Annotated in this window: 18 protein-coding genes; 10 read left to right on the top strand and 8 right to left on the bottom strand. The window is 53.5% G+C overall.

The window, feature by feature from the left end; translation table 11 throughout:
• Window positions 1-66 precede the first annotated feature (66 nt).
• Window positions 67-1,545 carry an outer membrane channel protein TolC gene (gene tolC, locus OGY17_RS13845; protein WP_122973808.1) on the bottom strand — a complete coding sequence of 493 codons (1,479 nt, stop codon included), beginning with the start codon at window positions 1,543-1,545 and terminating at the stop codon, window positions 67-69.
• A gap of 199 nt (window positions 1,546-1,744) precedes the next feature.
• Between tolC and nudF the strand changes: the two genes are divergently transcribed.
• The 5 genes from nudF to parE are packed head-to-tail and all read left to right on the top strand — an operon-like array spanning window position 1,745 to window position 6,150.
• Window positions 1,745-2,377: an ADP-ribose diphosphatase gene (gene nudF / locus OGY17_RS13850; RefSeq protein ID WP_048215533.1), complete on the top strand. Its 633-nt coding sequence runs from the start codon at window positions 1,745-1,747 to the stop codon at window positions 2,375-2,377.
• Window positions 2,374-2,796 carry a DUF1249 family protein gene (locus OGY17_RS13855; protein ID WP_003024582.1) on the top strand — a complete coding sequence of 141 codons (423 nt, stop codon included), beginning with the start codon at window positions 2,374-2,376 and terminating at the stop codon, window positions 2,794-2,796. The genes nudF and OGY17_RS13855 overlap by 4 nt, the downstream gene beginning before the upstream one ends.
• Window positions 2,797-2,820: 24 nt before the next feature.
• Window positions 2,821-3,648 carry a 3',5'-cyclic-AMP phosphodiesterase gene (cpdA, locus tag OGY17_RS13860; protein ID WP_008785825.1) on the top strand — a complete coding sequence of 276 codons (828 nt, stop codon included), beginning with the start codon at window positions 2,821-2,823 and terminating at the stop codon, window positions 3,646-3,648.
• Window positions 3,648-4,229 (top strand): esterase YqiA, encoded by a 582-nt coding sequence (gene yqiA / locus OGY17_RS13865; RefSeq protein WP_286607599.1) that lies wholly within the window; start codon window positions 3,648-3,650, stop codon window positions 4,227-4,229. Before cpdA ends, yqiA begins: the two co-directional genes overlap by 1 nt.
• Before the next feature lie 28 nt (window positions 4,230-4,257).
• On the top strand, window positions 4,258-6,150 hold the full coding sequence (gene parE, locus OGY17_RS13870) for a DNA topoisomerase IV subunit B (RefSeq protein WP_003024571.1): 1,893 nt from the start codon (window positions 4,258-4,260) through the stop codon (window positions 6,148-6,150).
• A gap of 106 nt (window positions 6,151-6,256) precedes the next feature.
• On the opposite strand, the gene OGY17_RS13875 is transcribed toward parE, so the two are convergent.
• From OGY17_RS13875 to qseB, 4 genes are all read right to left on the bottom strand, one after another.
• Window positions 6,257-6,571, bottom strand: a complete 315-nt coding sequence (locus tag OGY17_RS13875) for a putative quinol monooxygenase (protein WP_003024557.1) — start codon at window positions 6,569-6,571, stop codon at window positions 6,257-6,259.
• A gap of 30 nt (window positions 6,572-6,601) precedes the next feature.
• Window positions 6,602-7,183: an NAD(P)H-dependent oxidoreductase gene (locus OGY17_RS13880; RefSeq protein WP_003828397.1), complete on the bottom strand. Its 582-nt coding sequence runs from the start codon at window positions 7,181-7,183 to the stop codon at window positions 6,602-6,604.
• Window positions 7,184-7,292: 109 nt separating this feature from the next.
• The gene (qseC, locus tag OGY17_RS13885; RefSeq protein WP_100271902.1) at window positions 7,293-8,642 is read right to left on the bottom strand and encodes a quorum sensing histidine kinase QseC; all 1,350 of its coding nucleotides are present in this window, start codon (window positions 8,640-8,642) and stop codon (window positions 7,293-7,295) included.
• On the bottom strand, window positions 8,639-9,298 hold the full coding sequence (qseB, locus tag OGY17_RS13890) for a quorum sensing response regulator transcription factor QseB (protein WP_048236774.1): 660 nt from the start codon (window positions 9,296-9,298) through the stop codon (window positions 8,639-8,641). The genes qseC and qseB overlap by 4 nt, the downstream gene beginning before the upstream one ends.
• A 148-nt stretch (window positions 9,299-9,446) precedes the next feature.
• Between qseB and OGY17_RS13895 the strand changes: the two genes are divergently transcribed.
• Window positions 9,447-9,845: a YgiW/YdeI family stress tolerance OB fold protein gene (locus OGY17_RS13895; protein ID WP_286607602.1), complete on the top strand. Its 399-nt coding sequence runs from the start codon at window positions 9,447-9,449 to the stop codon at window positions 9,843-9,845.
• Window positions 9,846-9,890: 45 nt separating this feature from the next.
• Here OGY17_RS13895 and OGY17_RS13900 read toward each other — a convergent pair whose 3' ends face one another.
• Window positions 9,891-10,574, bottom strand: a complete 684-nt coding sequence (locus OGY17_RS13900; RefSeq protein ID WP_286607604.1) for a DUF2931 family protein — start codon at window positions 10,572-10,574, stop codon at window positions 9,891-9,893.
• Window positions 10,571-12,556, bottom strand: coding sequence for a type VI secretion system tube protein TssD (gene tssD / locus OGY17_RS13905; protein ID WP_286607606.1), 1,986 nt, complete (start codon window positions 12,554-12,556; stop codon window positions 10,571-10,573). The genes OGY17_RS13900 and tssD overlap by 4 nt, the downstream gene beginning before the upstream one ends.
• Window positions 12,557-12,833: 277 nt before the next feature.
• Here tssD and parC point away from each other — a divergent pair, with 277 nt between their 5' ends.
• From parC to ftsP, 3 genes are all read left to right on the top strand, one after another.
• Window positions 12,834-15,092, top strand: coding sequence for a DNA topoisomerase IV subunit A (gene parC / locus OGY17_RS13910; RefSeq protein ID WP_003828391.1), 2,259 nt, complete (start codon window positions 12,834-12,836; stop codon window positions 15,090-15,092).
• A gap of 195 nt (window positions 15,093-15,287) precedes the next feature.
• Complete coding sequence (gene plsC, locus OGY17_RS13915; RefSeq protein ID WP_003024540.1) at window positions 15,288-16,025, top strand: 1-acylglycerol-3-phosphate O-acyltransferase; 738 nt, start codon at window positions 15,288-15,290, stop codon at window positions 16,023-16,025.
• 71 nt (window positions 16,026-16,096) lie between these two features.
• Complete coding sequence (ftsP, locus tag OGY17_RS13920) at window positions 16,097-17,509, top strand: cell division protein FtsP (protein WP_032945022.1); 1,413 nt, start codon at window positions 16,097-16,099, stop codon at window positions 17,507-17,509.
• Window positions 17,510-17,525: 16 nt separating this feature from the next.
• Here ftsP and OGY17_RS13925 read toward each other — a convergent pair whose 3' ends face one another.
• The gene (locus OGY17_RS13925) at window positions 17,526-19,001 is read right to left on the bottom strand and encodes a TrkH family potassium uptake protein (protein ID WP_020996330.1); all 1,476 of its coding nucleotides are present in this window, start codon (window positions 18,999-19,001) and stop codon (window positions 17,526-17,528) included.
• Between the two features lie 199 nt (window positions 19,002-19,200).
• On the opposite strand from OGY17_RS13925, the gene OGY17_RS13930 reads away from it, so the two are divergent.
• Window positions 19,201-21,372 (top strand): YgiQ family radical SAM protein, encoded by a 2,172-nt coding sequence (locus OGY17_RS13930; RefSeq protein WP_111464931.1) that lies wholly within the window; start codon window positions 19,201-19,203, stop codon window positions 21,370-21,372.
• The last annotated feature ends 20 nt before the right edge of the window (window positions 21,373-21,392 follow it).

Below are 21,392 nucleotides of genomic sequence, written 5' to 3' on the forward strand. Positions count from 1 at the left end.
GCGGAAGAAGGGGCGGATCTTTACGTTGTCTTACGTTCAGACGGGGCCGAAGCCCCGTCATCAGCATCAGTTACGGAACGGGTTGTTGCCGGTGCTGCTGGTTGAACGTACTGCTGTCGGCTGCGCCGCAGGTGTCGCGCTGTTGGACGTATAACCGTCCGCCGCGGCGTCTTGCTGCGCATTTTCCGGCGCGATCGTATCCGGAGTCGTGGATACTGGTTTACCCAGCGTATTGTTCAGTGCCACCAGATCCTGCTCGTTCAGCGTACCGAGCGCAGATTTGACGTTTAACTGGTTGATAAGATAGGTATAACGCGCATTCGCCAGTTGCTGCTTGGCGTTGTAAAGCGTGGTGGTGGCATCCAACACATCCACAATGGTACGTGTACCTACGGAATAGCCAGCTTCCATCGCATCCAAAGAACTTTGTGCAGAGACAACCGCTTGTTTGTACGCGTTAATGCTACTGATAGACGCATTAATGTTGTTGAACGAAGAACGAACGGTCTGCACCACGCTGCGGTGTGCGCTTTCCAGTTGTTCACTCGCGCCAACAAAGTTGTACTGCGCTTGTTTCACCTGCGAGTTAACCATTCCGCCCTGGTACAGCGGCAGTGAGAAGCTCAGACCGATTTTATTCTGGCCCATGTTGCTGTCGTCATACTGGGAGGTGTTGGTTTTAGACCCGCTGTACGAGGTGTCAGATACCCCGGTAGAGGCGGTCAAATCCAGGGTCGGTAAATGACCATCCTGCGCCAGACGAATCTGCTCACGTGCCAGATCCTGGCTCAAACGGGCCTGCAATAACGACAGGTTGCGGTTTTCTGCTTCTTTCAGCAGCGCGTTCACCGCCTGCGGTTTGTTGGTTTTAAAACCATCAACGTTCAGTGAAGCCAGTTCCGGGTAGTAGTTACCGGTTACCTGGCGCAGCTGTTCTACCGCGTTATCCAGATTGTTACGCGCGGTAACTTCATTCGCCAGTACAGTATCGTATTGTGAACGGGCGTTTTGTACGTCAGTGATGGCAACCAGGCCAACGTTAAAACGCTGAGTGGTCTGATCTAACTGACGATAGACCGCATCTTTCTGTGCCTGAGTGTAAGAAAGCACGTCAATTGCGTTTAGTACGTTAAAATAGGCCGTGGCGGTATTCAGGATCAGCGTTTGCTGATCGGTCTGATAGGTCACGTCCTGGATGCCCGCTGATTTTTCTTGCAGCGTCAGGGCACGCCATTTAGACATGTCAAAAATAGACTGAGTTAACTGCAAAGATGCGCTGGTGGCGTTGGAGTTGACGCCATTTGCATCACGGTAGCCATTGCTGTAGGTGTAATCGGCACCTAAACCCAGTTGCGGCAGTAATGGGCTACGCGCTTCGTTAATTTTTTCGAATGCAGCATCGCGATCGGCGGCGGATTTACGCAATTCCGGGTTGCTCAGGCGTGCTTGCTGATAAACCTGCATCAGGTTTTCTGCCTGGCTCAAAGTACTGAACCCCGACAGGCTCAGGCCGATAAGGATGGGGAGCAATTTCTTCATTTGCATTCCTTGTTGTGAAGCAGTATTTAGCGCTGATCAAATTGTAAAAATATTTGCTGATTCTAGCAGAATCCGCCACTTCAAAAAGTTGGCGTTACGTGCCATACGGCGTTAATTTGCATCAATTTAACACAAGGGCGTTCAAACATCAGTCAAACGACCTTGAAATTCAAATTTTAATCACTATTGGTTTCAGGACCGCACAATGAGTAAACCAGACAACTTGCCAATGACTTTCACTAAAAATGATGTAGAAATTATTGCACGAGAAAAGCTATACCGCGGTTTTTTTTCACTGGATCTTTATCGGTTTCGCCATCGCCTGTTTAACGGGGGGATGAGCGGCGAGGTAACGCGCGAAATTTTTGAGCGCGGACACGCGGCAGTCTTGCTACCCTTTGACCCTGAGCGAGATGAAGTTGTGCTGGTCGAGCAGATCCGTATCGCGGCATTTGATACCAGCGAAAGCCCGTGGTTACTGGAAATGGTGGCCGGGATGATCGAAGAGGGCGAAACCGTTGAAGATGTAGCCCGTCGTGAAGCAATGGAAGAGGCCGGGCTGGAAGTTAAGCGGACGAAGCCCGTTCTGAGCTATCTGGCAAGCCCGGGTGGCACCAGTGAGCGCCTGTCTATTTTAGTCGGCGAAGTGGACGCCACGACCGCGAGCGGGATCCATGGTCTGGCTGATGAAAACGAAGATATTCGTGTTCATGTGGTAAGCCGGGAACAGGCTTACCAATGGGTAGAAGAGGGGAAAATCGACAACGCAGCGTCTGTCATCGCCTTGCAATGGTTACAGCTGCACTATCAAGAGTTAAAAACTGAGTGGAAAAAATGAAGCGTTACACACCTGACTTCCCTGAAATGATGCGTCTGTGCGAAACCAACTATTCGCAATTGCGCCGCCTGCTGCCACGTAATGATGCAGCCGGTGAAACAGTGAGCTATCAGGTAGCAAACGCACAATATCGGTTAACGATCGTGGAATCGACCCGATACACTACGCTTGTTGCGATCGAACAAACGGCACCGGCCGTCACATACTGGAGCCTGCCTTCATTGACCGTGCGCCTGTATCATGACGCAAGGGTGGCTGAAGTGTGTTCAAGTCAGCAGATCTTTCGCTTCAAAGCGCGGTATGATTATCCAAATAAAAAGTTGCATCAACGCGACGAAAAGCATCAAATTAATCAGTTTTTGGCCGACTGGTTACGGTACTGTTTAGCACATGGAGCGATGGCGATTCCGGTTTATTAGCGTCGTGAAACCTAAGGACACCATTTGGAAAGCCTGTTAACCCTTCCTTTGGCTGGTGAGGCCAGAGTCAGGATCTTACAAATTACAGACACTCACCTGTTTGCCGAAAAGCATGAAACGCTGCTGGGTGTGAACACCTGGGACAGCTATCAATCCGTACTGGATGCAATACATGCAGAGTCGCCTGAGTACGATCTGATCGTCGCGACGGGTGATTTGGCGCAGGATCAATCCGCTGCGGCTTATCAGCATTTTGCTGAGGGCATCGCAAGTTTTCGTGCACCCTGCGTTTGGCTACCGGGCAATCACGATTTTCAGCCGGCAATGTACAGCGCGCTGCAGGATGCGGGCATTTCCCCGGCCAAACGCGTTTTCATTGGCGAACAGTGGCAAATCTTGCTGCTCGACAGCCAGGTGTTCGGCGTTCCCCACGGTGAGTTAAGTGAATTCCAGCTCGAATGGCTGGAGCGTAAACTTGCTGATGCGCCAGAGCGTAATACCTTGCTGCTTCTGCATCATCATCCTCTGCCTGCGGGCTGCAGCTGGCTCGATCAGCACAGTCTGCGTAATGCCGCTGAGCTGGATAACGTGCTGGTGAATTATCCTCGCGCCAGGTATCTATTGTGCGGGCATATTCATCAGGAACTGGATCTGGACTGGAACGGTCGCCGTCTGCTGGCGACGCCGTCGACCTGCGTGCAATTTAAACCGCACTGTTCCAACTTCACATTGGATACCATCAGCCCAGGCTGGCGGACGCTGGAGCTTTTTGCCGACGGGACGTTGCAGACTCAGGTACGTCGTCTGCAGGGTAATCGGTTCCACCCTGATACCGCTTCAGAAGGCTACTGATGTCTACGCTTCTCTATCTTCACGGATTTAATAGCTCTCCTCGTTCGGCGAAGGCGTGTTTACTGAAAAACTGGCTGGCAGAACACCACCCGCACGTTGAGATGATCGTGCCGCAGCTACCTCCGTATCCTGCGCAAGCCGCAGAGATGCTGGAATCGATCATTCTTGAACACGGCGGGGAGTCGCTGGGGATTGTCGGTTCCTCTTTAGGCGGCTATTACGCCACCTGGCTGTCGCAATGTTTTATGCTGCCGGCAGTGGTGGTGAACCCTGCTGTACGGCCTTATGAACTGCTGGTCGACTATCTCGGTCAAAACGAGAACCCCTACACGGGACAGCAATATGTGCTAGAGTCACGCCATATTTACGATCTTAAAGTCATGCAGGTTGACCCGCTGGAAGCGCCGGATTTGATCTGGCTGCTCCAACAAACGGGCGATGAAGTGTTGGACTACCGCCAGGCGGTGGCGTATTACGCCTCCTGCCGTCAGACAGTTATTGAGGGCGGAAACCACGCATTCACGGGCTTCGAAGATTATTTCAACCCGATTGTCGATTTCCTTGGACTGCACAGTTTCTGACGATCAATTCGAATTGCTTATTTAAACCATGACGCAAACTTATAACGCTGATGCCATTGAGGTACTCACTGGGCTTGAGCCGGTACGCCGTCGCCCTGGGATGTACACCGATACGACCCGTCCGAACCATCTTGGGCAGGAAGTGATTGATAACAGTGTGGATGAAGCACTGGCGGGCCACGCAAAACGCGTGGACGTGATCTTACATGCCGACCAGTCTCTGGAAGTCATTGATGACGGACGCGGCATGCCGGTAGATATTCACCCTGAAGAAGGCGTTCCGGCGGTTGAGCTGATCCTCTGTCGTCTGCACGCGGGCGGCAAGTTCTCTAACAAGAACTACCAGTTCTCCGGTGGTCTGCACGGTGTGGGTATCTCCGTTGTTAACGCCCTGTCCAAACGTGTGGAAGTGAACGTGCGCCGCGACGGGCAGGTATACAACATCGCGTTTGAGAATGGCGATAAAGTGCAGGATTTACAGGTTGTCGGTACCTGCGGCAAACGCAATACCGGGACCAGCGTGCACTTCTGGCCGGATGAAAGCTTCTTTGACAGCCCGCGTTTTTCTGTTTCGCGCTTAACGCACGTACTGAAAGCAAAAGCGGTACTGTGCCCAGGCGTTGAGATCACTTTTAAGGATGAGGTCAACAACAGCGAACAGCGCTGGTGCTACCAGGATGGTTTAAATGACTATCTGAGCGAAGCGGTGAATGGCCTACCGACGCTGCCGGAAAAACCGTTTATCGGTAATTTCAGCGGTGAGACGGAGACGGTGGACTGGGCGCTGCTCTGGCTGCCGGAAGGCGGCGAGCTGCTGACCGAAAGCTATGTGAACCTGATCCCAACCATGCAGGGCGGTACGCACGTTAACGGTCTGCGTCAGGGACTGCTGGATGCGATGCGCGAGTTCTGCGAGTACCGTAACATCCTGCCGCGTGGCGTGAAGCTGTCGGCGGAAGATATCTGGGATCGCTGTGCTTATGTGTTGTCGGTAAAAATGCAGGATCCGCAGTTTGCCGGACAAACCAAAGAGCGCCTCTCTTCGCGTCAGTGTGCGGCATTCGTCTCTGGCGTGGTGAAAGATGCATTCAGCCTGTGGCTGAACCAGAACGTGCAGTCAGCCGAACTGCTGGCTGAGATGGCGATTTCCAGCGCGCAGCGTCGTCTGCGTGCAGCGAAAAAAGTAGTGCGTAAAAAGCTGACCAGCGGTCCGGCGCTGCCGGGTAAACTGGCGGACTGTACCGCACAGGATCTTAATCGCACCGAACTGTTCCTTGTCGAAGGTGACTCCGCGGGCGGATCGGCCAAGCAGGCGCGCGATCGTGAATATCAGGCGATCATGCCGCTGAAAGGTAAGATCCTCAATACCTGGGAAGTCTCTTCCGATGAAGTGCTGGCTTCGCAGGAGGTTCACGATATTTCCGTGGCGATCGGTATCGATCCGGACAGCGACGATCTGAGCCAATTGCGCTATGGCAAGATCTGTATCCTGGCGGATGCGGACTCCGATGGCCTGCACATCGCTACGCTGCTGTGCGCGCTGTTTGTGAAGCACTTCCGCACGCTGGTGAAACACGGTCACGTCTACGTGGCGCTGCCGCCGTTATACCGTATCGACCTCGGTAAAGAGGTGTATTACGCGCTGACGGAAGAAGAGAAAGCGGGCGTACTGGAGCAGTTAAAGCGCAAGAAAGGCAAGCCGAACGTGCAGCGCTTTAAAGGTCTGGGTGAAATGAACCCGATGCAGCTTCGTGAAACTACGCTGGATCCGAACACCCGTCGCCTGGTGCAGCTCATTATCGATGATGAAGACGATCAGCGTACCAACGCAATGATGGATATGCTGCTGGCTAAGAAGCGTTCTGAAGATCGTCGTAACTGGTTGCAGGAGAAAGGCGACCTGGCGGATCTCGAAGGGTAATTGCATGTAGAAAAGCCGGAGACGGGCGTAAAATGCCTTATCCGGCTCTCATCTGACGAAGCGATTTATGCCGGATAGCTAAGCGTCACCCGGCAAATCGACAATCTTAAATGCCCGACTCCAGAATACGAATATTCATGTCCAGCACGTCACCTTTCACGGCTTCGCTGTAGGCTTTCATATGCGGGGTCTGCAAATGCGCTTCAAGATGCGCGATGCTTTCCCACTGCTCAACCATCACGATTGAATCTGGCGCTGTGGTCTGAAAACTCACACCTGCGGCATGATCCACCATCGGCGCATAGCCGTGGCAGCCTTCTTCTTTCAGTACGGTCGGAACGATTTTGGCAAACTGATCCAGTACCGCCTGGCGGTGATGTTGACCAGGACGTGTACGGATTTCTGCAATAACGGTAAGCATGGTTAACTCCTTCTAATTCCAGGTTACCAGTTAACCAAAAATTTCGGTCAGATGCTTGCGATATTCTGCGATATAACGCGGGACGTCCGGCATTTTAATCACGTCATTGGTGATAAAGGTCGGCAGCGCTTCCATTCCCAGGAACTGGTTTGCTTTATGGAACGGGAGATAGACGCCATCAACGCCAACGCCATGGAAGAACTGGTCTTTTTCAGTGAAGGCTTCCATCGGTGCGTTCCAGGTCAGGGACAGCATGTATTTTTTGCCCTGAATCAGCCCGCCGGAGCCGTATTTTTTTGAGGCATCTGAACGTGTGCGGCCGTCGCTGGCGTACAGCGTACCGTGACCTTCGGTAAACACGTCATCGATGTATTTTTTCACGGTCCACGGTGCGCCCATCCACCAGCCTGGCATCTGCCAGATAACCGCATCGGCCCAGACGAAATTCTGCACTTCTGCTTTTACGTCATAATCGCTGTCTGCGCGTACGACTTTAACATCATGCCCGAGGTCGCGCAGGATACCGTCCGCGACCTCGGTCAGGGTGTCATTCAGTTGACCATTAGAATGGCCGAATTTTTTCGCCCCGTTGATAATCAGAATGTTGCTCATTTTGTGTCCTCAAGGAAATACGTTTGAGGACGATTTTACTCCCACCAGCGGTACGGTGAAATTAGCAAAATGTGCAAAGTCTTTTGCTATATGAGCAACAATAACGCAATTACCAACTGACTTTTGCTTCAAAGCCACCTTCCGGAGCGTTGCCGAACGAGGCTGACATTCCATGCAGTGTTGCGATACGACGGACAATCGACAGGCCGAGACCGCTGCCGGTCACGCTTTGTCCCGGTGGACGATAAAAGCGTTCACCGATGTGTGTAAGTACCTCTGGCGCAACGCCAGGACCGTTATCTTTGACGCTGAAGTTACGGGCGTTGAGCGTCACTTCCACAATGCTCCCCTGCGGACTGTAGCGAATGGCATTATCCAGCAGATTTCGTACCATCAGGCTCAGCAACAGCGGCTGTCCTGTACGCGTGATATTGTGCGCGTTAATCTGCAAACGTACGTCAATGTGCGCCTGCTGGGCCGGGTGGTAGATATCCATCACCGCGGATTGCAGTAGCTCCTCCAGCGAGATTTCTGCCACATCCTGAAGATTATCGAGGGAGTCGAGGCGCGAAAGCGTCAGGAGCTGATCGACCAGTCGGGTGGCGCGTTCAATTCCCGCATGCAGCTGTACCAGCGCTTTTTCCCGCGTTTGCGGGTCGTCGTCTGACAGTTGCACCACTTCGGTTTGCACCTTCAGCGCGGTCAACGGACTGCGCAGCTCGTGAGCGGCGTCAGAGGTAAAGCGCCGTTCGCGGACCATCATAGAGTGGATGCGGGTAAACAGCTGATTAAGCGATTCAACCAGCGGGCGCACTTCGCTTGGCACACCTTTCGGGTCGAGCGGTTCTTCTGACTCCGGGGCGCGCCAGCGCAGAGCTTGCGCCAGTTTTTTTAGCGGCCTGAGTTCGCGACTCAGCATGACCACCAGGATCAGCAACATCAGCGGCAGCGCAACCAGCCACGGGGTTAACTGTGCGGTAAGGATCGACAGCGCCATATCCTCCCGGTATTCCCACTCCTGGCCCACCACAATGCGATATTTTCCATCAGCGGAATTCAGCCACAGGAAGCGCCAGGAATCGTTGTCGCCCCTGAGTTGGCCGTCGCTAAACCCCTCCCGGCTGTAGCTGTAGGGAATATCCTGGCCATTGTCGCCATCGTGTAGCACCATTTTGCCGTCGGTGGAGTAGATGGCAAACGCCAGTGCGTCGTCATCAATATGGCCATGTTTCAGTTTTTTTGGCGTGCGGGCCATATTGTTTGAGGTGGTGACATCGCTGATATCCAGCGTGCTAAGCCGCTTGGCGAACAGCATCAGCTGCGTATCAAACAGCTCATCGACATTATCGGTAGTCTGCCTCCAGGCCACAAAACTGGATACGGCCCAGGTTGCTGAGGCCAGAATCAGAAAAATAAGCGTTAGCCTGACTCGCAGGCTGAGGCGTTGTGTGAGTTTCATGCGCCACCCAGGGTATAGCCAATGCCATGCACGGTACGGATAAAGTCGCTGCCGAGCTTACGGCGTAAGTGATGGACGTGGACCTCAATCGCATTGCTGGAGACATTTTCGTCCCAGGTATACAGTTTTTCTTCAATCAGTTTGCGGGGCAGGACGCGACCTTTGTTGCGCATTAGCAGTTCCAGCAGCGCGAACTCTTTAGGTTTGAGTGACAAAGGTTCACCCGCCGCCGTGGCGACCAGCGCGCCGGGATCGAGCGTTACCTGGCCATGACACAATGTGTTGCTGGCCTGGCCGCTGGCACGACGTACCAGTGCCTCCAGTCTGGCGGCAACTTCGATCAGCGCAAAGGGTTTGCACAGATAGTCATCTGCGCCCAGGCGCAGGCCTTCAACGCGTTCTGCCAGTGCGTCGCGAGCGGTCAGAATCAGCACAGGCTCCTGCTTTCCGTTGGCTCGCCATTCGCGCAAAATGTCCCGTCCGTCTATGCCTGGCAGCGTCAGGTCGAGGATTACCGCATCGTAAGGTGCGCTGTAGAGTGCTTCTTTCCCTTGGCGACCTTCGGTAAACCAGTCGATGCTGAAACCCATTTTACTCAGACCTGTTTTCAGGCCATCGCCAATCAACGTGTCATCTTCGATCAGTAAAATACGCATATGTTCATCCCTGCGAACTCATTTGCAGTTAGTAAACCTGTGGCTACAGCCTCTGTACAGCAAAAAAAGTATCTTTTTTTGCCTTAAGAACTTGTTAAGGATTAACTTATTTAATAGTCGTAAACCAACATGAAAGGGAGACATGACGATGAAAAAATTAGTTGCAATGGTTGCCGTAATGGCACTGTGTTCCGCACCTGTTCTGGCAGCTCAGCAGGGCGGCTTCTCTGGGCCAACAACAACCACCACGCAGAGCCAAAACGGCGGATTTGTCGGCCCGAACGGTAGCAGCACGACGGTAGAAAGCGCCAAATCACTGCGTGATGACACCTGGGTTACCCTGCGCGGGAACATCGTTGAGCGTATTTCCGACGACCTGTACGTGTTTAAAGATGCAACCGGCACGGTGAATGTGGATATCGACCACAAGCGCTGGAACGGCGTAACCGTCACACCGCAGGATGTGGTTGAAATCCAGGGTGAAGTGGATAAAGACTGGAACTCCGTTGAAATCGACGTGAAACAGATTACCAAAGTTGCTAAGTAATCCCCGTCAGGGCCGCATTCGCGGCCCTTTTCTTTAGAACCAGTCTTAATCCCAGTTGCCATAGGGGTAGGTTTTACCGTTGATAAATGCCTGCGTTGACCGGAGGAAGGTAAAACTGCCGCCCGGGACGACGTAGTATTTACACAGGGTCAGGTCTTTGCCGGAGCGGGTTGTCAGTTTCAGGGGCGTGACCGGCAGGCTGGGGCGTCCGGCGACATCGGAAAACCAGATTTTGACCTTGCCGCCGGGAGACAGGCCAAACACCATTCTGTTGTACCAGACAGGGGCGCCCGATGGGCGGGTATGATCGGCAGGTGTTTTCATCCTCTGCCAGGTTTCGGGGCCGAAGACGGCGCTGGTTTCATAGGTCTGCTGGTCAATATAGGAATCCCAGCAGAAGACAATGTACTGTGGGGGCTTGTTGACTTTGTTGAACTGATCGCCAAAACCATGCGCGTTTTCAGCCCATTCTTTGACGGAATCAGGGTCGGGAGAAGCCTGGTCAAGCGTATTAAACGTATACAGATAACCATCGGTATCGATAACTCTTGCGTGGTTGACCATTGAGGGTAATTCATAGGGGGTGATAAAAGCGAAGATCCACTTACCGTAAGGTAGGGTCCAGTCGCCGCTGGCGGCCTGTTTTGACTGTAAAGGGTGAGACTGATGTGGGCTGCAGCCTGCAGCGGCCAGGAACAGGGCAAGCGCCAGGGCGTAAGATATTTTCATCGTTTATTTCCATCCATGTTGTAAATGGTTCTGATCCAGTTAGCGTCCGGCCGGTTGACAAAGCTGACGGTTTCCGAGGCTGATGCTCCACCCTGTAACTCCCCGCTCTGTTTGAGCTCCACTGCATTCCAGTGGGCTGAGCAGTGGATATAGCGGCCGGCAATCCGATCCACCTCTTCAGGCGTAAAGCCGGCGGTGCTTCTGTGCTGACGGGCTGCTTTTCCCATTTCCCGGGCTTGTTCGCACAACGGCTTTAGCGCATCCGGTAGGGCGTGTCTCTGAATTTTATCGACGTCCGACAGTAACGCCCCGGCCTCAACCGCCGCATCGACCATCACCCGCAACGCTACCTTCGACCAGTCGAAAAAGACCGTCCGCTGGCGCAACGTCAGGGCGGCAAAGGTGCGTTTCTGTGGCTGGCTGTAACGGTCAGTAGGCACCCGCGGGTCCTCCCAGACCTCCGGGATGATCTCATGGGTGCGTATAATGGGCATGATAGCCGGTGAATGTTCGAGCACACGCAGTTGCGCCATCGTCTGCGCGTATATGTGAGACTGCGCCCCGGGCTGGCTCTGCGGCTGGGTTTCCACCTGCGGACGGGTGAGAAAGAGGTCTTCGCGTAGTTGCGGCAAATAGCCGCCGCCGATATCGGAGTGCACGCCGGGAAGCGCCAGCTCTGGCCAGGCGGGGGCCACGCTGTTAAGGGCGAAGTTGTAGCGGCACTCGTTCCGGGCGGTAAGATGAAACACCTTTTGCGCCACGCCCGGACGCAGCCGGAGGGTAACGTTGCCGGTGTCGGCGCTGTGTGGGTCGAGTCCGTTGGTTACCGTACCGACAGCCGCCACGGTGTCCATGATGCCGAGAAAACGGGTGTTGCCAGCCGGAGTTCCGCGATAGCTAATTTTGCCCATGCCCGCTGAAATGGCGTTGATAATGGCCTGATCTTCCGCCTGGACACGGTTAGCGAAGTGGCGGGCTGCGGCTGCGCCGCGGCTGAAGCCGAAGATATCGAACAGCAACGCCTCGACTATAAATTTTCCTTCCAGTAGTTTCAGTGCCTTTTTTATCGCTGCACCCAGTTGCGCCACCGCATCATCGGTTTTGGCAATAATCCCGGTTTCTGCGGCGCCCAGTCCCAGACCTATTGGGTTATCGGGTTCACCCGCCCGGGTACCAATTCCTTCTACATATAGTCTGTTTTGTACATAACTGCTGTCTGCAGGAAATTGCCACTGATATAACTCATTCAACCAGTGAATATTTGTGTAATACCCCAGATAACTGGTCGCTCCTACCCCGCTGATCCCCATCTTCTCCTGTGCATTTCTGGCAAGAATGCTTTGGGCATCCGGACTCTCAATATCAAAATGCTGCGCGGTGAGCGCCTCAAGCATGTTGCGGGTATTCACGGCGTTATTGCCGGTGCCGTCGAAGAATATCCCCAGCACCAGCGTCACCTTACGCACCGGCTGCTCTGCGGGCAAAATGCTCTTTTGCACCACCGGGAAAAGCCGATCGTAATTGTCCGGTGTCAGCAGGTAATCAAACTCGGTGCAGGCAATCAGATGGCGACACAGAATATAATCGTAATTTATCGATATATATTCATAATCCATATCGTTCATCTTGGACTCCTGGTGAATAGCCTGCACCGTCGCACCACGAAGTTCGATTAAGTAATATTTTTCCATGCGACCGTATCGATTGATGCGGTATATATCAAACCTCATTTTAAGACGTTCATTATTATTAATAGCATTGCAGAATAACGGAGAGCTTTTATCCAGGAGTTTGCAAAAGCGCAGGCCGAGGTGCTTAACGCCGCCTTGTATGCTGCTTTGCGCCTGCGTCAGGCTGAAGACAAAGATACTATCTTCATGCGCTGACTGATAGCGATTGCCCACGGAGGCCTGCGAGTTACAGCCTGCAGAAATCGGTCCTTGAATATCACCCTCGAGCGTTAAATAAATAAGGCTGCTCATTTATTTTCCCTTAAGGAGGTTTTTACTCAGGAAGAAGCGTAATGATAAAACGGATAAAATAACCTGCCATCAATCAAATTAAGTCGCAAATTTAGTTTATTATTTAATCGTAAAAGGAAGCGCTAATAGAAAAAATAGCCTGCCTTCTCTCTGCCTGTGATGGCGATACTGCCGCGTATCCGGCCCTTTTCTTTGTGACTCAACACGCCAGATAGGGTAGTATCTGCGGCAATATTGCCCTTCAATAGAGGGGTACAAAGTTGAGGAACCACGATTAATGAGCGATATGGCAGAGCGCCTGGCGCTGCATGAATTCACGGAAAACGCCTATCTGAACTATTCCATGTACGTCATCATGGACAGGGCGTTGCCGTTTATTGGCGATGGTTTGAAACCCGTTCAGCGTCGCATCGTATACGCGATGTCCGAACTGGGGCTGAATGCCAGCGCCAAATTTAAAAAATCCGCCCGTACCGTCGGTGACGTGCTGGGTAAATACCATCCGCACGGCGACAGTGCCTGCTATGAAGCGATGGTGCTGATGGCGCAGCCGTTCTCTTACCGTTACCCGCTGGTTGACGGGCAGGGGAACTGGGGGGCACCGGACGATCCGAAATCCTTCGCGGCGATGCGTTATACCGAATCCCGTCTGTCTAAATATGCGGAAGTCCTGCTGGGCGAACTCGGTCAGGGAACGTCGGACTGGGTGCCAAACTTCGACGGCACCATGCAGGAGCCGAAGATGCTGCCTGCGCGTCTGCCAAATATTCTGCTGAACGGCACGACCGGTATTGCCGTAGGTATGGCAACGGACATTCCGCCACATAACCTGCGTGAAGTGGCAAAAGCAGCGATAACTCTGATTGAGCAGCCGAAAACGACGCTGGATCAGTTGCTGGATATCGTGCAAGGGCCGGATTACCCGACCGAAGCGGAGATCATTACTTCGCGCGCGGAAATTCGTAAGATTTACGAAAACGGACGCGGCTCCGTACGTATGCGTGCGGTATGGACGAAAGAAGACGGCGCGGTGGTGATTTCCGCGCTGCCGCATCAGGTTTCCGGGGCAAAAGTGCTGGAGCAGATCGCTGCTCAAATGCGCAATAAAAAGCTGCCGATGGTAGACGACCTGCGCGACGAATCGGATCACGAAAACCCGACCCGTCTGGTGATTGTCCCGCGCTCTAATCGTGTGGATATGGAGCAGGTGATGAACCACCTGTTTGCCACTACCGATCTCGAAAAAAGCTACCGTATCAACCTGAACATGATCGGTCTTGATGGTCGTCCGGCGGTGAAAAACCTGCTGGAGATCCTCACCGAATGGCTGGCGTTCCGCCGCGATACCGTGCGTCGCCGCCTGAATTATCGTCTGGAAAAAGTGCTCAAGCGCCTGCACATTCTTGAAGGTTTGCTGGTGGCGTTCCTCAACATTGACGAAGTCATCGAAATTATTCGTCATGAAGATGAACCTAAGCCTGAGCTGATGTCGCGGTTTGGCATTTCTGAAACCCAGGCTGAAGCCATCCTTGAGCTGAAATTGCGCCACCTTGCCAAACTCGAAGAGATGAAAATCCGCGGTGAGCAGGATGAGCTGGCGAAAGAGCGCGATCAGTTGCAGGCCATTCTGGCTTCCGAACGTAAAATGAGTAACCTGCTGAAGAAAGAGCTGCAGGCCGATGCAGACGCCTATGGCGACGATCGTCGCTCTCCGTTGCAGGAGCGCGAAGAAGCGAAGGCGATGAGCGAGCACGACATGCTGCCATCTGAGCCGGTGACGATTGTGTTGTCCCAGAGTGGCTGGGTGCGTAGCGCCAAAGGCCATGACATCGATGCGCCAGGATTAAGCTATAAAGCGGGCGACAGCTTTAAGTCGGCAGTGAAGGGTAAGAGCAACCAGCCGGTGGTGTTCGTGGACTCGACCGGACGCAGCTATGCCATCGACCCGATTACGCTGCCGTCGGCGCGCGGTCAGGGTGAACCGCTGACCGGGAAGCTCACGCTGCCGCCAGGCGCGACGGTTGAGCACATGCTGATGGAAGGCGACGATCAAAAACTGCTGATGGCCTCCGATGCGGGCTACGGTTTTGTCTGTACCTTCAATGACCTGGTCGCACGTAACCGTGCTGGTAAGGCATTGATTACACTGCCAGAAAATGCGCGCGTGATGCAGCCGGTGGTGATTGAAGATGAAACCGATATGCTACTGGCTATTACTCAGGCTGGTCGCATGTTGATGTTCCCGGTGAGCGATTTACCGCAGCTGTCGAAAGGCAAAGGGAACAAGATCATTAATATCCCTTCAGCGGAAGCGGCGAAAGGCGAGGATGGTCTGGCGCAACTTTACGTGCTGCCGCCGCAGAGCACGCTGACCATCCACGTCGGTAAGCGCAAAATCAAACTGCGTCCTGAAGAGTTGCAGAAAGTGACCGGAGAGCGCGGCCGTCGCGGCACGCTAATGCGTGGTCTGCAGCGTATCGACAGCATTGAGATTGACTCGCCTCGACGCGCCAGTCACGGCGACAGCGAAGAATAACGCTACCGTCCGGCTCTCCCTGTTAAAGTTCAGGGAGAGCCAACGTTAAAAATTCCCGTGAAACCGTTGTTTATTCGTGCGTTGCGATTAACAATACGCTTTTCCAGAGAGCCGCCCTTAACAAAGCCCTAACCTGATACCGCGTGATGAATCAGGTGACGTAAAATGCCAGGCTCTTAGGCCTTAGAGGTTGTTATGCTATATATTTTTCGTTTAATTATTACTGTTATTTACTGCGTTCTGGTCTGTATTTTCGGTTGTATATACTGTCTGTTCAGCCCACGAAATCCAAAACACGTTGCAACGTTCGGCCATATGTTTGGCCGCCTGGCTCCCCTTTATGGCCTGAAGGTCGAGTGCCGCATGCCGGCAGACGCGCAGAACTATGGTAATGCTATCTATATTTGTAACCATCAGAACAACTATGACATGGTTACCGCTGCGAATATCGTTCAGCCGCCGACGGTGACGGTAGGTAAAAAAAGCCTGCTGTGGATCCCTTTCTTCGGGCAGCTGTACTGGTTAACCGGTAACCTGTTGATTGACAGAAACAACCGCGCTAAAGCGCACAGCACCATTGCTGCCGTGGTGAATCATTTCAAAAAACGTCGCATTTCTATCTGGATGTTCCCTGAAGGGACGCGTAGCCGCGGTCGCGGTCTGCTGCCGTTTAAAACCGGCGCGTTCCATGCAGCGATTGCTGCTGGTGTCCCGGTCATTCCGGTGTGCGTTTCCACAACCTCGAACAAGATAAAACTCAATCGACTCAATAATGGTCTGGCAATTGTCGAGATGTTGCCACCGGTGGATATTAGCCACTTTGGGAAAGATCAGGTTCGTGAACTGGCAGCGCATTGCCGCACGCTGATGGAACAAAAAATCGCAGAACTCGATAAAGAAGTTGCTGAGCGGGAAGCCGCCGGTAAGGTTTAATCCGCGCAATTCGGGTTTTTTACAGGAAATGACTTCCTGCGTGTTAATAGCCAGTTTTTTATGGAGTTTATATGTCATTCAGTCGGCGTCAGTTCATTCAGGCATCGGGGATCGCACTGTGTGCAGGTGCTGTTCCGCTGAAGGCTAATGCTGCCGGTCAGCAACAACCGTTACCCGTGCCTCCGCTGCTGGAATCCCGCCGGGGGCAGCCGCTATTTATGACGCTGCAACGTGCGCACTGGTCCTTTACACAAGGCACGCGCGCACCTGTATGGGGAATTAACGGCCGCTATCTGGGACCGACAATCCGTGTCTGGAAAGGGGATGACGTCAAGCTTATCTACAGCAACCGTTTGACTGAAAATGTCTCAATGACCGTCGCCGGGTTGCAGGTACCAGGCCCGCTGATGGGCGGCCCGGCGCGTATGATGTCTCCTAATGCGGACTGGGCGCCAGTGCTACCGATTCGCCAGAATGCCGCCACGTTGTGGTATCACGCCAATACGCCAAATCGTACCGCCCAGCAGGTTTACAACGGTCTTGCCGGGATGTGGCTGGTTGAAGATGAAGTGAGTAAGTCACTGTCTATTCCAAACCACTATGGCGTGGATGATTTTCCGATCATTATCCAGGACAAGCGCCTGGACAACTTTGGCACGCCGGAATACAGCGAGCCCGGTAGCGGTGGTTTTGTTGGCGATACGTTACTGGTCAACGGGGCGCAAAGCCCGTATGTCGAAGTCTCCCGCGGCTGGGTGCGCTTGCGTTTGCTGAACGCGTCAAACTCGCGTCGTTACCAGCTGCAAATGAGCGATGGCCGTCCGCTGCATGTGATTTCCAGCGATCAGGGTTTTTTACCTGCGCCTGTTTCGGTGAAGCAGCTCTCGTTGGCTCCGGGCGAGCGTCGTGAGATCCTGGTGGATATGACGAATGGTAATGAGGTCTCTATCACCTGTGGTGAGGCGGCCAGTATTGTCGACAGGATCCGCGGGTTCTTTGAGCCTTCCAGTATTCTCATCTCCACGCTGGTATTGACGTTGCGCCCGACAGGTCTCCTGCCGCTGGTGACTGACAGCCTGCCAATGCGCCTGCTGCCAACGGAAATCCTCAGCGGTTCGCCGATTCGCAGCCGTGATATCAGCCTGGACGACGATCCTGGCATCAACGGTCAGCTGTGGGACGTCAATCGTATGGATATTACTGCCCAGCAGGGCTCCTGGGAACGCTGGACGGTGCGGGCGGATATGCCCCAGTCCTTCCATATTGAAGGTGTTTCGTTCCTGATCCGTAATGTGAATGGCGCGATGCCGTTCCCGGAAGACAGAGGCTGGAAAGATACTGTCTGGGTTGATGGCCAGGTTGAATTACTGGTTTATTACGGACAGCCTTCCTGGGCCCATTTCCCGTTCTACTTTAATAGCCAGACGCTGGAAATGGCGGATCGTGGCTCAATCGGACAGATGTTGGTGAACCCGGCGCCGTAATGCGCCGGGGTATTCGTTACGCCCGCCAGAACATGCGCGAGAACAGGATCAGAATGGGGTAAATCTCCAGACGCCCCATGATCATGGCCGCGCACATCAGTAGCTTTGCTTCCTCGTTTAAGGTGCCAAATGTCGTGGCGGTGACGCCAAATCCCAGCCCCATATTGTTGATGCAAGCAGCGACGGTGGCGAAAGAGGAGAAGAGATCGTAGCCCATCAGATTGAGCGCCCAGATAAAAAAGCTGGTGAACAAAACGTAGAGAAAGAAAAAGCTCCATACCGAACGCACCACCCGGTCGCTTACCACGCTATTGCCCACTTTGATATTCAGCAGGGCGCGAGGGTGCGCGAGCTGGTGTAACTCCTGGCGGCACTGCTTGAACATAATCAAAAAGCGCAGCACCTTAATCCCCCCGCAGGTCGAACCCACACAACCGCCGAAGAAACTGGCGCTGAGCAGCATGAAGATCGTGTGCGAAGGCCACTGCGCGTAATCCGCCGTCGACAGACCATTATCTGTCAGCATCGAACTGGCCAGAAAAAAAGCATGCACCAGGCTGTCCGTTAATCCGTACATGCCTGCCCGCCAAACTTGCCAGGTGGCGATCAGAGTGACCACCAACGCAATAAGCAAAAAGAAACGCAATTCGGCATTACGACGAAAGGGTTTGAAGGTACGTTTCACGATAGCAACGTACCAGAGGGTGAAGTTAAACGCAGACAGCAGTGAAAATATCCCGGCGACAAGCTCAATGGCATGGCTGTTATAAAAGCCGATGCTCTCGCTGCGAGTAGAAAATCCGCCGAGAGAGACCGTCGACAGCCCGTGGCATAAGGCGTCGAAAAACGACATCCCGGCAGCCCAGTAGGCCAGAGTACAAATAAGACCCAGAATGACATAGGTCATCCACAGCGTGCGTGCAGTATCAGCAAGTCTTGGCGTGAGGCGTTCTTCTTTAAAAGGGCCAGGCATTTCAGACTGATACAGCTTCATGCCACCAATACCCAGCAGCGGCAATACCGCCACGGCGAGGACGATAACACCCAGACCGCCAATAAAATTGAGCTGAGCCCGATAGTACAGATACGACTTCGGCAAGGCGCTGACGTCATCAATCACCGTTGCGCCTGTAGTGGTAATCCCAGAAACTCCTTCAAACAGGGCATCCGCAAATGAGAGGTTTAAGCCATCGTCCATCCACATCGGCATCGCGCTGATAAACGAAAACAACAGCCAGAACAGGACGATAATGACGAAACCATCCCGGGTGCGCAGTTGAATCCCCGCATGTTTGGTTGCCAACCACGCCCCGCCGCCGAGGGTGAAGAAAGTCATAAACGTGCTGAAAAAAGCGAACAAGCTCCGCTCTTTGTTTAACAAAGCGATGAGCATCGGCGGCAGCATAGAAAAGCTGTAGAGAAGAACCAGAAATCCGCACAGGTGAACAACAACCCGTAACTGGGAAATATGCAGTGAATCGTTGAGTCGCAATGAAAAATCCCCCGCCGAAAAAGAGTTATCTCAGCTGGCTGGCATGGTGTTAATTATGATTGATAAAAATGATCGTCGTAAAATTTAACAATTTATATAACTTTCTACTGGTCTGGTTCAGACTCCACTTCATTTCTTGCCGACATACAGCGTATAATCCTCGGCCTTTGATTATTTTTTTACCATTTTTGGAAGCATTATGAGCGCAATATCCCTGATCCAGCCGGACAGAGACCTTTTCTCCTGGCCGCAGTACTGGGCTGCCTGTTTTGGCCCGGCACCGTTTTTGCCGATGTCACGCGACGAAATGGACCAACTTGGCTGGGATAGCTGCGACATCATTCTGGTTACCGGCGATGCATACGTCGATCATCCCAGCTTTGGCATGGCAATTTGCGGACGTATGCTGGAAGCACAAGGCTTTCGCGTAGGGATTATCGCCCAGCCGGAGTGGAACAACAAAGACGATTTTATGCGTTTGGGTAAACCGAACCTGTTCTTTGGTGTGACCGCAGGCAACATGGACTCGATGATCAACCGTTACACCGCCGATCGCCGACTGCGCCATGACGATGCCTACACACCGGACAACGTTGCGGGCAAACGTCCGGACCGCGCCACGCTGGTCTATACCCAGCGCTGTAAAGAAGCATGGAAAGATGTGCCGGTTATTCTCGGCGGTATTGAGGCCAGCCTGCGCCGTACCGCGCACTATGACTATTGGTCTGATACCGTTCGTCGCTCTGTTCTGGTGGATTCCAAAGCCGACATGCTGATGTTCGGCAACGGCGAACGTCCGCTGGTGGAAGTGGCGCATCGTCTGGCGATGGGCGAAACCATCGATCAGATCCGCGACGTGCGTAACACTGCGATTATGGTTAAAGAAGCGCTGCCGGGCTGGAGTGGGGTGGATTCCACGCGCCTCGACACGCCGGGTAAGATTGACCCGATCCCGCATCCGTATGGTGAAGATCTGCCGTGTGCTGACAACAAGCCGGTCGCACCGAAAAAGCAGGAAGCGAAAGCGGTAACCGTACAGCCGCCGCGCCCGAAACCGTGGGAAAAAACCTACGTGCTGCTGCCGTCCTTCGAAAAAGTGAAGGGCGATAAAGTGCTGTATGCGCATGCGTCGCGTATCCTGCACCACGAAACCAACCCAGGCTGTGCGCGTGCGCTGATGCAAAAGCACGGCGATCGCTACATCTGGATCAACCCGCCAGCCATTCCGCTCTCTACCGAAGAGATGGATAGCGTCTTTGCGCTGCCGTACAAACGCGTGCCGCATCCGGCGTATGGCGACAGCCGCATTCCGGCCTATGAGATGATCCGTTTCTCGATCAACATTATGCGTGGCTGCTTTGGCGGCTGTTCGTTCTGTTCGATTACCGAGCACGAAGGTCGCATCATCCAGAGCCGCTCTGAAGACTCGATCATCAATGAAATCGAAGCCATTCGCGACACCGTTCCAGGTTTTACCGGCGTGATTTCCGACCTCGGCGGCCCAACGGCGAACATGTATATGCTGCGCTGTAAGTCACCGCGCGCGGAGCAAACTTGCCGTCGTCTGTCATGCGTCTATCCGGATATCTGTCCGCATATGGACACCAACCACGAACCGACGATTAACCTTTATCGTCGTGCGCGTGATTTGAAAGGCATTAAAAAGATCCTCATCGCTTCGGGCGTGCGTTACGACATCGCGGTTGAAGACCCGCGTTATATCAAAGAGCTGGCGACCCACCACGTTGGCGGCTACCTGAAGATTGCGCCAGAGCATACCGAAGAAGGCCCGCTGTCGAAGATGATGAAACCGGGGATGGGCAGCTACGATCGCTTTAAGGAATTGTTCGATACCTACTCTAAGCAAGCGGGTAAAGAGCAATACCTGATCCCGTACTTTATTTCCGCGCACCCGGGTACGCGTGACGAAGATATGGTGAATCTGGCGTTGTGGTTGAAGCAACGTCGTTTCCGTCTGGATCAGGTGCAGAACTTCTATCCATCGCCGTTGGCGAACTCCACAACCATGTATTACACCGGGAAAAACCCGCTGGGTAAAATTGGTTATAAGAGTGAAGACGTGGTGGTGCCGAAAGGTGATAAGCAGCGTCGTTTGCATAAAGCCCTGCTGCGTTACCACGATCCAGCCAACTGGCCGTTAATCCGCCAGGCGCTGGAAGATATGGGTAAAAAGCATCTGATCGGCGGTCGTCGCGAATGTCTGGTCCCGGCGCCTACGCTGGAAGAGATGCGAGAAGCGCGTCGCCAGAACCGTTATACTCGCCCGGCATTGACCAAGCACACACCGGTGGCGCATCAGCGCCAGACGCCAGCCGCAAACAAAAAACGCGGGAAAGTGGCAGGGCGCTAATCTGCCTTGCCCGGTGGTGA

This window comes from Citrobacter sp. Cpo126 (genome assembly GCF_030332445.1).
GTDB lineage: Bacteria > Pseudomonadota > Gammaproteobacteria > Enterobacterales > Enterobacteriaceae > Citrobacter > Citrobacter portucalensis.